We start from the raw sequence: 14,824 nt of genomic DNA on the forward strand, positions 1-14,824 counted from the left end.
GCGTCGTTACGATTCAAGAACGGGTGGCAGCGCCACGGCGAAGCTGCTGAGATCCTCCTTGTGGCGCTCTTCCAACGGCAGATGGCCTTTGACGAGGTAGAGGATGTTCTCGGCCACGTTGGTCGCGTGGTCGCCGATCCGTTCGATGGATTTCGCCGCGAACAGCAGATGGGTGCAGCCGGTGATCTGCGCCGGGGTTTCCATCATGTAGGTGAGGAATTCGCGGAACAGGCTGGTGTAAGCCGCGTCCACCTCGCCATCCCGGTCGCGAATGACGGTGGCCAAGGCGGCGTCCTGCTCGGCATAAGCGCGGCGCATGTCGCCGACCATGCTCAGCACCGTCCGCCCCATCCAACTGAGCGAGCCGACCGGCGGCAACGTCGGCAAACCGGCCAACGTCACCGCCCGCTTGGCGACCGATCCGGCGAAATCGCCCATCCGTTCCAGGTTCGACGCGATTTTCAACGCCGCCACGATGTCGCGCAGATCCTTGGCCATCGGCTGGCGCAGCGCCAGCAGACGGATGGACATCGCCTCGATCTCCATCTCCAACTGGTCGATGGCGGCGTCGCCGCTGATGACCTGGGTCGCCTTGTCGACGTTGGCCGTGGTCAGAGCGTCCAACGCCTCCGCCAACTGCCGTTCCACCAGCTCCGCCATGCGGTCGATCGCCGCGTGCAGAGCCGTCAATTCGGCGTCGAACGCCGCAACCGTATGCCCAACGACCATCCTTGACGTCCTTCTTCAAACAGATCCTTGACACCCATGCGCGCCGAACAACCATTCCGATGGTCTGACGAGAGCGTGTCAAGCGGGTTTCCCGCAATCACAGGGGCTATACCCAATGGCTCTTAACCTTTGGCATAGATTATTTTAAGACACTGGTCTATCGCTTGGACAACAACGCTTTGGTCCGAACCGCGCCCGGCGGCGCGACGGACATAGGCCCATGACAGTGGACGTGAGTCGATGACGCCACACGAGTTGGTCGCCATTCTGGAAAAACACGAACGCTGGTTGAAGAAACGAACCGGCGGTTCGCGAGCCAATCTGACCATGGCGAACATGGAAGGCTCCAACCTGTCGGGCGTCGATCTGACCCAGGGCAAATTGTCTGGCGCGAACCTGTCCCACTGCGACCTGAGCAACGCCAATCTCAGCAACGCCGATTTGTTCGCCGCCCATCTGACCAAGGCCGACCTGTCGGGCTGCAACCTCTACCGCGCCGATTTGCGCGGCGCCCACATGCGCGGGGCCAAGCTGAAACGCGCCATCCTGAAAGAGGCGGATTTGCGCGGCGGCGCCCTGCTTTATGGCGGTGGCGGAAAAGGCGGCAAGGGCGTGGATTTCATTCGCTCCGACCTGTCGGGGAGCGATTTCGACGACGCGTCGCTGAACAACGCCAACATGTCGGGCGCCGATCTGACCGACGCGACGATGAACGGCGCCGATTGCGAAGGGGCGTTGCTGACCGGGGCCACCCTGATGCGCGCCGTGATGAAAAGCTGCAACCTGACCAACGCCGACCTGCGCGGCAGCAACCTGTCCGGCGTCAATCTGCAAGGCGCGGTTCTGCGCAACGCCAATCTGTCGGGCGCCATGCTGGCCGGGGCCAATCTGCGCAACGCCGACCTGCAAGGCGCCAAGCTGGAGGGCGCCGATCTGGCCGGGGCCGACACCACCGGGGCCAACCTCGCCCGCTCAGCGGAAAATTTCTCGGTGCAGATTCAACAGGCGCTGCACAATCACTACACCTGGATCAACACCGGAGGCGCCATGGGATCGCGCGCCGATCTCGCGGGCGCCGACATGACCCACATTGATCTGTCGGGCGTCAATCTGTCCGGGGCCAACCTGAAACAGGCCAACCTGACCGGCGCGAAGATGCGCGAATGTCTGCTCATCATGTGCGACATTTCCGAGGCCGTCCTCAGCGGCGCGGATTTCACCGGCGCCATCCTGGATGGGGCCAATTTGCGCGGGGCCAATCTGCAAGGCGCCCGCCTCGACGGGGCCGGGATCGGCTGGGTGGACATCAAAGGGCAAGACGGCAAGCCAACCGGGCGTTTGTGGGCCGCCAACCTGACCAGTTGCAACCTGAACGGCGCGTCCTGCGTGCGCACCAATCTGCGCGGGGCCAATCTGTCGGATTGCGATTTCTCCGACGCCGACCTGACCGGGGCCATTCTCAGCGACGCCAACATCCGCGACACCCGCTTCACCGGAGCCAACCTCACCGGAGCCAGCCTGCCGCCGCCGCCCGACATTGACGATTGAACAGCGTGGCGAACCGCCCTTCCCCGCTCTCCCTGCCCGGCATCGGTCCCAAAACCACCATGTGGTTGGCGGACATCGGTGTTCATGACGTCGATTCGTTGCGCGCCGTCGGGGCGGTCGAAGCCTATCGCCGTTTGCGCATGGCCTCTCCGCAGCGTGTGAGTTTGAACGCGCTGTGGGCGCTGCACGCGGCTCTTCTCGGCGTGCCATGGACATCCATCGACGACGCGACAAAGCAACAGCTTCTCGACCGCCTCAACGCCCCATGAAGGGGGTGGTCGCGAGCCGTGCCGTTTGATCGGCCTAAAAATCAACCTCGTCATCCCGCCCTTGAGCGGCGGCGTTTAAATTGGCGCCGACCTGCCGAAGCACGGCGATGGCGCGCGCCACCTCATCCGGCGGAATCCCGACAACGGCAAGTTCGGCGATGTCCGATGCGCTGGGCATCATGGTGTCGCGCAAAGCCCGCCCCTTGTCGGTCAGATGGATGTTCATCTTGCGGCGGTCATGCACGTTGCGCACCCGCTGAACCAGCCCCTGACTCTCCATGACGTTGACCGCCGTCACCGTCGTCGGCTCCATCATGCCGACGCGGTGGCTGAGTTCGCGCTGGGTCAGCCCATCCTCATCCCACAGGGCGCGCAAGAAAAACCACTGCCCCATGCTGACGCCGGAACGGGCGATTCGGGTCTGCAACGCGCGGGCAAAGGCGCGGTTCACATCGCGGACGACGAAAGACAGGGCCGTGTCGGCGGCGGGGACATCCTCCTCCACCGCGTCGCCCGTCGTCGGCTCCCACCCTTTGAAACACGCCACCATCCCAACACTCTTCCTGCCCGTCATTCCCGCATCCGCTCTGGCGCGCGGCGGCGCCCCACGACCCAACCGCCACCTAGGCACGAGCGACATCCCCAATCTTTTCCAATCATAGCGTGTCGCGTCCGAAGCGCAAATCAAATGCGCAAACCTCATGCACAGACATGCAATGATATGTCAGTCTCCATTCAATGCTGATCGCAGGCATCAGACAAAATCAAACAAGCGGCCTCACCCGCCGTTTCTTTCCACAGTTTTCCCCTGCGCCAACGCTTTTCCATCCCATATCCCGATATGGGACGCCGAGATCGATTGCTGGAACCACGCTCTATTACTTCAGTTGGACAAAAACCCCTGACCAGAGAATATGAAGATTTCGCTAAAACCCTCCCTTTGGTTTTCGCGAAACTTGCCTGCGCTCCGTCATGCCGCCAGACTGAAATCTGCAAACTTCCTGTCCGACGTGAGGATCCGTCATGACCCCCACCGCCGCCGCGTCCCGCCTTGTCACCGTCGCCGCGACGCAAATGGCCTGTGGCTGGGATCGGGCCGCCAATGTGGCTGGCGTCGAATCCCTGATTCGGCAAGCCGCCGCCCAAGGCGCCCAAATCATCCTGCCGCAAGAGCTGTTCGAGACGCCTTATTTTTGCAAGGACCAAAAACAGGCGCTGTTCGACCTCGCCGCCCCGGTGGCCGATCACCCGGTGATCGCCCGGATGAGCGCGCTGGCGCGTGAGCTGTCGGTGGTGATTCCCGTCAGCTTTTTTGAAAAGGCCAACACCGCCTTTTTCAACTCGTTGGCCATGATCGACGCCGATGGTACGGTTCTGGGCGTCTACCGCAAATCGCACATCCCCGACGGTCCCGGCTATCAGGAGAAATTCTATTTCAGCCCGGGCGACAGCGGCATCGGGGTGTTCAAAACCCGTTACGCCACCGTCGGCTGCGCCATCTGCTGGGACCAGTGGTTTCCCGAAACCGCCCGGATCATGGCGCTGAAGGGCGCGGAAATCCTGCTCTACCCGACCGCCATCGGGTCGGAACCGCAGGATTCCAGCATCGACAGCCAAGGCCATTGGACCCGCGTCATGCAGGGCCATGCGGGCGCCAATCTGATGCCGCTGGTCGCCTCCAACCGCATTGGCCGCGAGGAGGGGGAAAGCTGCGGCATCACCTTCTACGGCTCCTCTTTCATCGCCGGACCGCAGGGTGACATCGTCGCTCAGGCCGACCGCGACAGCGAAACGATGCTGACCGCGCATTTCGATCTGGACCGCATCGCCGCGCAACGCGCGTCTTGGGGCCTGTTCCGCGACCGTCGTCCTGAGCTGTACGGCGCGCTGCTGACGCTGGACGGGGAAACCACGCCGCGCCGGTGACGAAAGGTCCGGCGTCAGCTTTGGGTTTACACCACGAAGCTGGCGCCACGGGCGGCCCCAAACGCCGCCGTCGCCCCAACCAGACCCAGCGCGCTGCCATAGGCCGCCGCCCCACGCGCCGACAAGGCGGGGGACGCCGACGCGTTTTTGCTGTCGCCATTCGCCGAGTCGCCACGGCTGGATGCCGAGTCGCCGGACTTTCCGTCCGCCTTGCCCGCCCCCGCCGTACCGCCCTGCTGACGCAGTTCCGATTGCGCCTTGAGCTTCAGCGCGTCGGCCTGGGCGGCGACGCGCAGATCCTGCGGCGAGGGATCGTTGGGGGCCAGCGCCGCCGCCTTGACCTGCTCCATCTTGCTGATGGTGGATGACGGCTCGTTTTCCGGGCTGATGTCGACCTGGACCTCGCCAGCGGTCGCGTAACTCTTGCCGTCCGGTCCACGGGTGTAGGTGAAGGACGCCGCCCCGGCGTTGCCGCCGCCCGCCGACTGATGCGCCGCCTCGTGCTGGCGGACGTTGGCGTCGGCCTGCTTGAGCTTTTGAACCTGCTGCTGGGCCTGCGGGGTTTGGACGGCCGCCGTGGTTCCGGTCGCGCTGGCGCCGTCCGTCGCGTCAGCGGATGACGCGCCCGCCCCACCGCCGCTTTTGCGGGAGGTTCCCGCAAGCGAGCGATACGTCCCAATGGACGAGCCTATGGACGACACCCCGTCAACCACCGTCCGCGCGCCTCACGCACCATGATCCGTGGGAATGATTTTAGTTCGATTCCACACCATCGACAACGCCATCCAGAACCGATCACGCAAATGGGAACGGCGCGTGAGGCCATTCCCATTTCACAGCGTCCGGCAAGGCCTCAGGCCCCTTCGAAGCCGGTCAGGACGTTGCCGACATTGACGCCCAAATCCGCCACCGCGTAACCGCCCTCCATCACGAACAGGGTCGGCAGATTCATCGCGGCCAGCGCCGCCCCCATCCGCAAAAAATCCTCCGACAGCAGCCGGAAGCGCGAGATCGGATCGCCGCCATAGGTGTCCGCGCCCAACGACACCACCAGCGCGTCCGGGGCAAAATCGCCGATGCGCCGCGCCGCCACGGCCAGGGCCTCGGCGTAGGCCGCCCAGTCGGTTCCCCAGGGCAAGGGCAGATTGAGCGTGGCTCCGGCCCCAGCCCCAGCCCCGGTTTCGTCGGCGTGGCCGCTGAAATAAGGAAACTCGTCGATGGGATCGGCGTGCAGCGACACGAACAGGACGTCGCCGCGCTCCCAGAAAATCTCCTGGGTGCCGTTGCCATGGTGGTAATCGACGTCGAGCACGGCGACTCGCGCCGCCCCGTTGTCGCGCAACGACTGGGCGGCGATGGCCGCGTTGTTCAGGAAGCAATAGCCGCCATAATAGGCCCGCCCAGCGTGATGCCCCGGCGGACGGCACAGCGCGAAGGCGCTGCGGTCGCCCGCGCGCAGCCGGTCGGCCCCGGTCAACGCGCTGTTGGCCGCCGCCGTCGCCGCCCGCCAGGTTCCGGCGGTGATCGGCGTCCCGGCGTCGAAGGAGTAATAGCCCAACCGCCCGTCGATGGAGCGCGGAACCACGCGCCGGTGCATCCCCGGCGCCACCCAATTCAGCGGCAAGGCGTCCCAATCGCCATGCTCGACCAGCCATTCGTCCCAGGCGCTTTGCAGAAAGCTGAGATAGCCCGCGTCATGCACCCGCGCCAGAGGTTCCAGACCATGGGGATCCGGCGTCACCATCGGACCAACGCCGATGGCCGCCAAGCGGTCGCGGATGATGTCCGCCCGCTCCGGCTTTTCATAGCAGGGGACCAGTTGCCCGTCGTTCAGCTCCGACCGGCCGGACTGAAGCCGGTGTTCCTCGCTGTGGATGATAATCACGCCGCGCTCTTCTTCTGCAAAAAGGGAATGCTGGGTGGATGATACGCCCGAGTCCGGCCCGGCGATCCATCGGCTTTTGCAGAGCGGCCCCGATGGAGCCGTTGCCTTTTCGCCAATTGCACGCAATAGTGTTCGCGTGTTCTCGTTTGGCATCGTGCCGAATGGTGACTGTGGTTTTTTGACATCCAATGTTTGCTGCTGCGTGCAGAATATTCGCCCGTTCGGTGCTGGCGGCACTGATGCTGTGGGCGTGCGCCGTGTTGGCTGCTGAGCCACCGCGTTCCCTTCCCTTTGCCTCGCCGCAAGATCTTTCCCCCCTGGAAACCGCCTTTTCCACCCGCGCCGGGGAGCCGCTGCGGCAGTTCGGCTATGACCTGTTCGCCCAGACCACCGACAACCGAACCCCCATCGGCGCGGTCCAGGGCGATTATGTGCTGAACACCGGCGACGAGCTGCTGGTGACGCTGCGCGGGCAGAAATCCTTCAGCAAACGCTTTCCCATCGACAGCGACGGCCTGCTGCTGGTGGACGAGTTGCGTCCCGTCACCGCCGCCGGGTTGACCTTGGCGGCGTTGCGCGCGGAGTTGACCGCCGCCGTCACCGCCGCCCTGCCCAACACCGACACCTTCGTGTCGCTGGCCGACATGCGGCGCATCGGCGTGCTGGTGACGGGCGCGGTCAACCGTCCGGGACGGCAGGAGGTCAGCGCCTTCGCCAGCGTGCTCGACGCGCTGTCCTCGGCGGGCGGCGTCGCCCGCACCGGCTCGCTGCGCCGCATCCGCCTGATCCGCGCTGGCGAGGCCGGGGGCGGACGGACGGTCGATCTCTATGGCCTGCATCTGAACGCCAGCGGCGACCCGAACGGCGCGGAGCAGCGCTTGCGCGACGGCGACCGTTTGTTCGTGCCGCCGCTGGGGCCGGTGGTCGCCGTCGCCGGGCCGGTCAAGCGCCCCGGAATTTACGAGTTGGCCAGCGACCAGCCGCGTCTGTCCGCCGCCGATTTGCGGGAGTTGGCCGGAGGGCTGCTGCGCCCCGGCGCTCACCGCGCCATCCGCTTTGGCATCGGCCCGGCGGGCGAGGAGATGACGGAGGAGGTCGCCAACGCCGAAGCCCGGCTGTTCGGCGACGGCGATCTGCTGACCCTGGCCCCCCAGCGCGAGGACCGCCGCAACGAGGTGCGGTTGGAGGGCCACGTCCACCGCCCCGGCCCGCGCGGTTTGGCCCGCGCCCGCACCCTGTCGGCGCTGGTCAGCAAGGCCGATTTGCGCCCGGATCCCTATCTGCCCTTCGCCGTGCTGGCGACCACCGATCCGGCCACCGCCGCGCGGGTGCTCCACCCGGTTGATCTGGCCGCCGCGCTGAAGGGACGGGACAGCCGCCGCCTGAACGAAGGCGACACCCTCTATGTGCTGAGCGCCGACGACGTCGATTTCCTGACGTCCGATCCGGTTCTGGCCCTGTTGCGCGGCGACCGCGTTCCGCCGCCCGACGCCTGCCAAGGGTTGGTCGTTCTGGCCCGCGCGCTGGCGGCGGCCCCGGATGGGCCGCTCGCCACCGGCCAACAGGCCCGCGCCGCCGCCGCGCTGACCGGCGCCCGCAAGCCCTGCCCGCCGCTGTTCGACGCCGTGCCCGATCTGCTGACCTTCGCCCTGGAACGCTCCGTCCTGCTGCTGGGCGGGGCGCCGCGCCCCGGATTCTACCCGACGACCGAGCGCGGCAACCGCGACGCCATCGCCGGTCTGGCCCGCGCGGCGGGCGGCGACGCCCAGGCCATGGCGTGGGAGGAGTCCGGTTCCACCGACAACGCCCCCGGTCAATCAAGCGGAGGGGCGATTCTCGACGCCGTGCGCCCGCAATATGAGCTGGTGGGCCATGTCCGCCGCCCCGGCAGCCGCCCGCTGACCGCCTCCACCAGCCTGCGCGGCGCGCTGGGCGATGGCGAGGGGATGAAGCGCGACGTTTACCCGCTGCTTGGCGTGATCGAACGGTTTGATTGGCGGAGCCTGACCCGCAGCCTGATTCCCTTTTCCCCGCAGGAGGTCGCCGCCGGGCGGGCCAACCGCGTTCTGGCCAACGGGGACCGCGTGCATCTGTTCGCCGCCGCCCGCCTGCGCCCGACCGCCACCGACCTCGACGCCACCAAACCAACCGCCACCGGCGCGACAGCGCCCCGCTCCCCCCGCAAATCGGGCAAGAGCGCGACCGCTCCCCCGACCGCTCCCGCAACCGACTCGGCGCCGGACAGCGACGGCAGCGACGAGTCCTTCGATCCGGCGATCACCGCGCTGATCGCCGAGCGGACGGTTCAACTGCGCGGCGCGGTGCGTCAGCCCGGCGGCTATCCGGTGGCCGACGCCACCCCGCTGTCGGCGTTGATCGCCGTCGCCGGTGGCTTGGCGAGCGACGCCGACCCGCAAGCCGTGGAGTTGACCAGCGCCGCCGGGGCGCGGGCCAACATCGACCTTGCCCGCGCCGCCGACGCCGCCCGCCGGGTTGGTCCGGGCGACGCCGTGCGCGTCAACCCGCGCGCACAGGCGCTGGAAGCCCGCGCCGTCACCATTCTGGGCGCGGTGCAGCGCCCCGGCAGTTACGACGTCGGGCGCGGCGAAGCCCTGTCCTCGCTGATCGCGCGGGCGGGCGGGCTGACCGACGACGCCTATCCGGCGGGGGCGGTCTTCACCCGCGAAAGCGAACGGCGGCGCGAGAAGGAGCAATTCGCCCAGCAGGCGCGCGAGTTGGAACGCGGCCTGACCCTGGAAATCGAAAAAGGCGAGCCGGTGAAGGCGGAAAACGTCGCGTTGGCCCGTCAATTGGCCGCCCAACTGCGCGGGGCCGAACCCTTGGGCCGCATCGTCGTCGAGGCCGACCCCGCCATCCTGCGCGCCCATCCCGAGCTTGACCCGCTGCTGGAGCCGGACGACCGCGTCACCATCCCCAAACGCTCGCTGTCGGTGGCGGTGACGGGCGAGGTGATGCACCCGACCACCGCGCAATTCGTCAGCGGCAAAAGCGCCGACCGCTATGTCAGCGAAGCCGGTGGTCCAACCCGCAACGCCGACACGGACCGCAGCTTCGTCATTCTGCCCGATGGCCGGGCGCAACCGCTGGCGCAAGCGTCGTGGAACCATCGGGTCGAGGCGATTCCGCCGGGCGCCATCCTGGTGGTGCCGCGCGATCCCAAACCCTTCGACGCGCTGGATTTCACCAAATCCATCGGCAGCCTTCTTGGCCAACTGGCGATCACCGCCGCGTCCGTGTCGGTGATCGCCCGATGACCGGCGCCCCCGCCCTTCCCGCCCCAAAGGGTCCGTTGGCCGTCTTGACCGTGACGCGCGACAATCACGCCGGGTTGCTGGCGACCCACACCAGCCTGCGCGGGCAGAGCGTGGATGATTGTGTCTGGCTGGTCGCCGATGGCGGTTCGACGGACGGCACGGCGGACTGGCTGGCCGCGCAATCGGACGCGCAATCCAATCTGGTTTGGTGGCGCTCCGCCCCAGATGGCGGCCCTTACGGCGGCATGAATCACGCGCTTGACGCGGCCTGCGCCTTGGGCTGTGGCCATGCGCTGTTTCTCAACGCCGGGGACCAATTGGCCGAAGCCGACACGTTGGCCCGTCTTCTCGACGCCATCCGGCAGGCTCCGGACGCCGCCCTGCTCTATGGCGACGCGCTGGAGAGCATGGGAGACGGTCGTATTCTTCTTAAAGTGGCGCGCACTCACAAACGAGCAGCCCTTGGCATGTTCACCCATCATCAGGCGATGATCTATCGAATCGGCGCGGTGCGCGATCTTCGATTCGACCCATCTTATGAAATCGCCGCCGATTACGCCTTCACGTTGGCAACCATGACGCGTGGACCTATTGCTCGTCTGCCCTTCCCGGTCTGTCTGTTTGCCGCCGGTGGATTGTCTCAACAGAAAATAATGCAGGGCCGCCGTGAACAAGCCCGCGTCCGTCGGGCGTTTTTTGGCCATGGTCGGCTCCGCGAATCACTGCTTTCGGCCTCTCAATGGGCCGCATCGGCCTTGCGACGTCACGTTCCTGCGGTTTATGAGTTCTATCGTTTCCGTAAATCAGAAAGATTCTTTCTTTCCTAAGGTCGAAAGCCACCTCCAATCATCAAACGGTTGATGCGCACAAATGGTTGCATAGAATTTACTTTCTGAACTAAGCATTCTCGCGGTGCCTTCCCTGTAGCTTCCCTCTTGAGGTACGACTTATGAGCGCGACTAAATCCAAACTCGCCCCCGCCCACACCCTGTCGCGCCGAGGCGAAGGTCCCAACCCCATCGACATCCACGTCGGCGCCCGCCTGCGTCTGCGCCGCACCCTGTTGGGGTTGAGTCAGGAAAAGCTGGGCGAAGCCGTCGGCATCACCTTTCAGCAGCTGCAAAAATACGAACGCGGGTCGAACCGCATCAGCGCCAGCCGCCTCTACAACCTCTCCCAGGTTCTCGGCGTTCCGGTCAGCTATTTCTTTGACGACATGCCGTCGCCCGACAGCGCCGTCACCGAATCGCTGACCGCTCTGCCGTCAGAAACCGACGAGTTTGAATCGATGGCCCGCCGCGAAACGCTGGAACTGGTCCGCGCCTATTACCGCATCGAGGATCCCGGCGTCCGCAAGCGGACCTTCGACCTGCTGAAGGCGCTGGGCGGCGACAAGCTGGTGCTTTCTGAAGAGTGAGCGGCCGCAGCCTGGGCCGCCTTCATCTTGACGGCCACTTGCCAATAGTAAAAGGCCCGTGACAGCGCGTGATCCAAACCGGCGCGCCCGTCCAAAACGCCAAGCCGCGCGACATAAGCGTGCAGAAAGGCAAGGACAGGCCGCCCCGGCGCCCGCTGGAACAGCCGTTTGAGCGCGCGCCGCCCGCCGCGCTCGCCGTCGATCAGACGCTCCATGCGCCCGTCGGCGCGCAGCGCGGCTTCCCAGTCGGAATAGCGGTTGTGACGGTCGAACCACGCCGACAGAGGTTTGTCGTCGGCGTGATCCAGCGGATGGCGCAAACGGCCCAACGGCCCGGCGATGGTCGGCTGGTAATGCCCCTCCACCTCCCACATGGCCGAGACGTCCAGATCGGGAATGTCGGGGAAGGCGGCGCGGCGGCGGTCGAGCAAGGCCAGCTTGCGGTTCCAGCAACCAAAGCGCAGCGGGCGCCCGTGCATCACCGGACGCCCGTCGATCCAATAGGCGGCGTGCGCCGGTCCCGTCTCGAACAGCCGGGCGATCTCGTCCACCAGGGCGGCGGTGGGCCGTTCGTCGGCGTCGATGAACAGCGCCCAGTCCTGGGTGAAGGGCAGATGGTCCAGGCACCATTGCTTCTTTTTCGGGTAACGCCCGTTCCAAACAAAGGGCACGACCCGCGCGCCCAGCGTCTGGGCCAACTCTGGGGTGCCGTCGGAGCTGCCGCTGTCCACGACGAAGCGTTCGGCGAAGCGGTCCAAACCGGCCAGACAGCGCGGCAGATTGACCGCCTCGTTCTTCGTCATGACGATGACCGACACCGGAATCATGCCCCGCCCTCCCGCCACGCCGCGCGCATCGACAGGGCGAAGGCCCCGGCCAGCAGGCCGACCAGCCCGGCCAGCGGCGTGACGAGCGCTGGGTTTGGCCAATCGGGCAAGGCCGAGGCGGTCGGCGCCTGGATGACGTCGGCGGCGAAGGGCAAATCAACCTCGATCATCATCGCCACCCGCTCTTGATCGGACAGCAGGTCGCTCAAGGCCCGGCGGTGCTCCGTCACCGTGACGCTGGCCAGACGCGCCTTGATGTGGGCGATCTGGGCGACGCTGCGCCGCGACGCCTCGGCCCGCAGATGCGCGTCGGTGGCCGCCGCGATCCGCCCCAGCAACTCCAGCGCCGTCGCCCGGTCGCGGTGGCGCAGGCTGATCCGGCGCATCGGCCCGGTGCGCACCATGTCGATCACCAGCCGGTCACGCAGCGTGCGCGCCACCCGCTCGGCGTCCGGCTCAACCCAATCCTGCCGCCCGACCAGCGCCAGCAGCCACCGCTTGACCGTCGGCGTCAGCCCCGGCGGCGGACGCCAACCGCCAGCCTCGGCGTCCCAGCGCCCGGCGAAGAGCGCGCGCAGAAAAGCCGGGTCAGCGGCCAGCCGGTCGGCCACCGCGCCATTGCCGAACAGTTCCAGATAACGGGCGTAGTCCGACAGCGATTCGTCCCCGGCCCCCGGCTCCGCCGCGCCCAGAGGCGTTTCGCGCCCGACCATCACCGGCACGCGCGCGCCCATCGCCGCCGACCCGACCCGCGCCGTCGGCCCAACGATCATCACCGCCGTGTGTTCGGGCGGCACCAACCACAAGACCGCCACCGCCAGGGCAACCGCCCCCAACGTCGACCCCAGCAGCGCCCGCCAGCCAGCCCGCGCCGTCTCCACCAAATCCCGGAAGCCGGAACGGCCCCGCGCGACCGACGGGCGCGTCGTCATCGTCCCATCAGGCATCGGAGACCACCCGCCGCCGCAACGCCCGACGAGCTGCCCCAAGCGTCGGCCAGCGCGTCCGCGCGCCGTTTGCGAAGGACCGACGCGCCACCAAATCCCGCGCCACCGCGTCAATCCGGCTGGCCGCGTCGTCGGCGCCCCAGCCCGCGACCGAGCGCAGGGCCACAGCGCCCTCCCGCGCGCAACGCGCCGGATCGGCGGCGTAACCGCGAATCCGCTCCGCAAGCCCCTGCCCGTTCTGTGGCTCCAACACCGCCCCGCAGCCCCAATCCCGGATGTGATGGGCAGCCTCGCTGTCCGCCGGTCCCAGAAACAGGCCGGGCCGCCCCGCCGCCAACCCGCCAAGCAGCTTGGACGGCGCCATCAGCCCAACCGCCGCCTTGTTCATCACCGTCAGATGGAGATCGGCGGCGGACAGGCTTTCGGCCAGCCGCTCCGCCGGTTGCCAGGGCGCCAGTCGGACGTTGGTCAGGCCACGCCGCTGAATCGCCTCGGCCACGGCGCCACGCCCCCGCCCCTCGCCGATCACCAGGAACAGGATGGCTGGATCGCTGGCCAGCAACCCCGCCGCCGCGTCCAACACCCCGTCCATCGGGTGGGCCAACCCCAGCGTGCCGGAATAGGCGACGACGAAGCGCCCCTCCAGCCCCTGTTCGGCGCGCCAACCGTTGACCGCGTGGGGAATCGGGCGGATGCGCGAATCGGGCCAGTTCGGGCAGAGAATGACCCGGCTCTCGGCAACTCCAGACTGAACCAAACGGCGGGCCATGCACCGGCCAATCGCCAGCACCGCGTCGTGCCGCCCCAGCGCCCGCGCCATCGACCGCTCCAACGCCTGAAACAGCGAAGGCGGCAGCGGCGCCCCAAGCACCGGCAGCAGGGCCGGAAACACGTCTTGGCTCCAATGGATCGCCGCCGCGCCATGCCGCGCGGCCAGCAACGGCCCAACCCGCCCCAGCAACGGCGGGTCGGTCATCGTCACCACCACGTCGTGGCGCGGCAGCCGCAAAGCCCGCCACGTCAGACGGAGCAACGAATCGAGATAGCCGCGCGCGTCGGGCCGGTCGCCCGCCGGGATCGCCCGTCCGGTGCGCCACAGGGCGACGCAGGATCGCCGCGCCTCCTCCTCCCCGCCCGCTCCATCCGCCACCACGCTGACCCGCCAGCCGCGCCGCGCCAACCGCTCCGTCAAATCCGCCAGACAGCGCCCGGTCGCGCCGCGATCCGGCGGGAACACCCTGTTGACGAAAAGGATTGATGGAGAACCTTCCGGCACGACGCACCATCGCGAGAATTGCACGCACAAGCATGCACAACCATCAAGGGTCCGACAACCCTTTCCTTTTCTCGTCGGACAACAAAGCCAGCGTCAGCAACAACCCGGTGTCGAGGTATTTGAAGCTTGTGAGAAAATTATGGCAAAACAGCCTGTTAAGGCTGCGTTTTCCCTTCATGAGCGCTCATGGCGTTCCTGATTTGTGGCAAACAAAACCGCCTCTTGTGGCGGAGTGGGCTGCGATGGCCAGCGGAGCCGAAGCTGATTTCGCGCCAGCCGAGGGTGAAGCGCTACGTCTTTAGGTAGCGCTTTGTGCCGAGCGATTTACGATCCGCCGGAGATCTTGAATTGCCCCCCACAGCATCGCATGCCGAGAGTCGCTTAGCGCCCCACCATCGGGGGCAAGGTGCGTGCCGGACCAAACGGCGCTGTAGGCGTCCGGCGATTCGGCGACAGTCGCGAAGACATGCAAAAGCTTCACCTCGACCCCGGCGGCGGTCTCGGCTGGCATCGCTAGCGCTTCCTCAGCCCGCGAAATGGCGCTCGAATAGGGCTGCCGCTCAGCCTCGGTTGCCGAGTCGGAAAGACTCTCTGCGGTCAAGCTGGCGCGGCACCATTCGTTAAAAGCCTCGATCAATCCAGCATCAGGCTTGCGCTCTGGTGGATTGGGGGTATCTTCGGTTCCGATCTTCACAGGTTCTTCAGTCCTTCGGGGATCGCGTTGC

Annotated in this window: 16 protein-coding genes; 8 read left to right on the forward strand and 8 right to left on the reverse strand. The window is 66.8% G+C overall.

Annotated elements, in window-relative coordinates; translation table 11 throughout:
- Window positions 1-6 precede the first annotated feature (6 nt).
- On the reverse strand, window positions 7-729 hold the full coding sequence (gene phoU, locus D3877_RS11255) for a phosphate signaling complex protein PhoU (protein WP_119830649.1): 723 nt from the start codon (window positions 727-729) through the stop codon (window positions 7-9).
- A gap of 240 nt (window positions 730-969) precedes the next feature.
- Between phoU and D3877_RS11260 the strand changes: the two genes are divergently transcribed.
- Together D3877_RS11260 and D3877_RS11265 are read left to right on the forward strand one after the other, a co-directional pair.
- Window positions 970-2,277 (forward strand): pentapeptide repeat-containing protein, encoded by a 1,308-nt coding sequence (locus D3877_RS11260; RefSeq protein WP_119830650.1) that lies wholly within the window; start codon window positions 970-972, stop codon window positions 2,275-2,277.
- A 5-nt stretch (window positions 2,278-2,282) separates the two neighbouring features.
- A complete protein-coding gene (locus D3877_RS11265; RefSeq protein WP_147395156.1) occupies window positions 2,283-2,546 on the forward strand; it encodes a TfoX/Sxy family DNA transformation protein in 264 nt (87 codons plus the stop codon).
- A 34-nt stretch (window positions 2,547-2,580) separates the two neighbouring features.
- Here the strand turns inward: D3877_RS11265 and D3877_RS11270 are convergent, their stop codons facing one another.
- Entirely contained in the window at window positions 2,581-3,096 is a 516-nt protein-coding gene (locus D3877_RS11270) for a MarR family winged helix-turn-helix transcriptional regulator (RefSeq protein ID WP_119830652.1), read from the reverse strand.
- Between the two features lie 473 nt (window positions 3,097-3,569).
- On the opposite strand from D3877_RS11270, the gene aguB reads away from it, so the two are divergent.
- Window positions 3,570-4,472 carry an N-carbamoylputrescine amidase gene (aguB, locus tag D3877_RS11275; protein WP_119830653.1) on the forward strand — a complete coding sequence of 301 codons (903 nt, stop codon included), beginning with the start codon at window positions 3,570-3,572 and terminating at the stop codon, window positions 4,470-4,472.
- A 26-nt stretch (window positions 4,473-4,498) separates the two neighbouring features.
- On the opposite strand, the gene D3877_RS11280 is transcribed toward aguB, so the two are convergent.
- On the reverse strand, window positions 4,499-5,173 hold the full coding sequence (locus D3877_RS11280) for a putative metalloprotease CJM1_0395 family protein (RefSeq protein ID WP_238474832.1): 675 nt from the start codon (window positions 5,171-5,173) through the stop codon (window positions 4,499-4,501).
- A gap of 152 nt (window positions 5,174-5,325) precedes the next feature.
- Entirely contained in the window at window positions 5,326-6,357 is a 1,032-nt protein-coding gene (locus D3877_RS11285; protein ID WP_119830655.1) for a histone deacetylase family protein, read from the reverse strand.
- Between the two features lie 34 nt (window positions 6,358-6,391).
- Here D3877_RS11285 and D3877_RS30200 point away from each other — a divergent pair, with 34 nt between their 5' ends.
- The 4 genes from D3877_RS30200 to D3877_RS11300 all read left to right on the forward strand — a co-directional run bounded on the left by D3877_RS30200 (window position 6,392) and on the right by D3877_RS11300 (window position 11,049).
- On the forward strand, window positions 6,392-6,628 hold the full coding sequence (locus D3877_RS30200) for a hypothetical protein (protein ID WP_199720778.1): 237 nt from the start codon (window positions 6,392-6,394) through the stop codon (window positions 6,626-6,628).
- Entirely contained in the window at window positions 6,597-9,632 is a 3,036-nt protein-coding gene (locus tag D3877_RS11290) for an SLBB domain-containing protein (RefSeq protein ID WP_238474833.1), read from the forward strand. The genes D3877_RS30200 and D3877_RS11290 overlap by 32 nt, the downstream gene beginning before the upstream one ends.
- A gap of 50 nt (window positions 9,633-9,682) precedes the next feature.
- Window positions 9,683-10,459, forward strand: a complete 777-nt coding sequence (locus tag D3877_RS11295) for a glycosyltransferase family protein (protein WP_238474858.1) — start codon at window positions 9,683-9,685, stop codon at window positions 10,457-10,459.
- 122 nt (window positions 10,460-10,581) lie between these two features.
- Window positions 10,582-11,049 carry a helix-turn-helix domain-containing protein gene (locus D3877_RS11300; protein ID WP_119830658.1) on the forward strand — a complete coding sequence of 156 codons (468 nt, stop codon included), beginning with the start codon at window positions 10,582-10,584 and terminating at the stop codon, window positions 11,047-11,049.
- Here D3877_RS11300 and D3877_RS11305 read toward each other — a convergent pair.
- Genes D3877_RS11305 through D3877_RS11315 form a run of 3 tightly spaced genes read right to left on the reverse strand, consistent with a single transcriptional unit; the run spans window position 10,959 to window position 14,099 of the window.
- Window positions 10,959-11,876 (reverse strand): glycosyltransferase family 2 protein, encoded by a 918-nt coding sequence (locus tag D3877_RS11305; RefSeq protein ID WP_119830659.1) that lies wholly within the window; start codon window positions 11,874-11,876, stop codon window positions 10,959-10,961. The genes D3877_RS11300 and D3877_RS11305 overlap by 91 nt on opposite strands.
- Complete coding sequence (locus D3877_RS11310; RefSeq protein ID WP_147395157.1) at window positions 11,873-12,823, reverse strand: hypothetical protein; 951 nt, start codon at window positions 12,821-12,823, stop codon at window positions 11,873-11,875. The genes D3877_RS11305 and D3877_RS11310 overlap by 4 nt, the downstream gene beginning before the upstream one ends.
- Complete coding sequence (locus D3877_RS11315) at window positions 12,816-14,099, reverse strand: glycosyltransferase family 4 protein (RefSeq protein WP_238474834.1); 1,284 nt, start codon at window positions 14,097-14,099, stop codon at window positions 12,816-12,818. Before D3877_RS11315 ends, D3877_RS11310 begins: the two co-directional genes overlap by 8 nt.
- Between D3877_RS11315 and D3877_RS29820 the strand changes: the two genes are divergently transcribed.
- Entirely contained in the window at window positions 14,081-14,401 is a 321-nt protein-coding gene (locus tag D3877_RS29820) for a hypothetical protein (protein ID WP_158599873.1), read from the forward strand. The genes D3877_RS11315 and D3877_RS29820 overlap by 19 nt on opposite strands.
- On the opposite strand, the gene D3877_RS11320 is transcribed toward D3877_RS29820, so the two are convergent.
- Window positions 14,398-14,793: a hypothetical protein gene (locus D3877_RS11320; RefSeq protein ID WP_119830661.1), complete on the reverse strand. Its 396-nt coding sequence runs from the start codon at window positions 14,791-14,793 to the stop codon at window positions 14,398-14,400. The genes D3877_RS29820 and D3877_RS11320 overlap by 4 nt on opposite strands.
- Window positions 14,794-14,824: the final 31 nt, after the last annotated feature.

Source organism: Azospirillum cavernae (genome assembly GCF_003590795.1).
GTDB lineage: Bacteria > Pseudomonadota > Alphaproteobacteria > Azospirillales > Azospirillaceae > Azospirillum > Azospirillum cavernae.